This window comes from Paraburkholderia sp. SIMBA_054 (genome assembly GCF_046534875.1).
GTDB lineage: Bacteria > Pseudomonadota > Gammaproteobacteria > Burkholderiales > Burkholderiaceae > Paraburkholderia > Paraburkholderia hospita.
Genome location: NZ_JAWRXV010000539.1, coordinates 1 through 295 on the forward strand (window position 1 = coordinate 1; position 295 = coordinate 295).

1 protein-coding gene is annotated in these 295 nt (G+C 70.2%); it reads right to left on the reverse strand.

The genetic code is table 11. The features are described 5' to 3' along the window. Positions 1 to 11: 11 nt before the first annotated feature. A partial coding sequence (locus SB822_RS56245) for a His/Gly/Thr/Pro-type tRNA ligase C-terminal domain-containing protein (RefSeq protein ID WP_410858998.1) occupies positions 12 to 295 on the reverse strand: 284 nt, incomplete at its 5' end.

Genomic DNA, 295 nt, shown 5'->3' on the forward strand with positions numbered 1-295 from the left:
GCGTTTCCGCCTCAGCCCGCCAGGCGCGACAGCAGGGCGGTTTTGTCGAGGTTTTCCGCTTCGGCGGCATTGCGCGCGCGATATTCGAACGTGCCCGCGGCCAGGCCGCGTTCGGAAACCACCACGCGGTGCGGGATGCCGATCAGTTCCATGTCGGCGAACATCGCGCCCGGGCGCAGGCCGCGATCATCCAGGGCCGCATCGATGCCGGCGGCCTGCAGCTCGGCCAGCAGCGATTCGGCCGCCGCGGCGACGCCGGCGTCGTTCTTCGGGTTGATCACGCACACCACCGCCT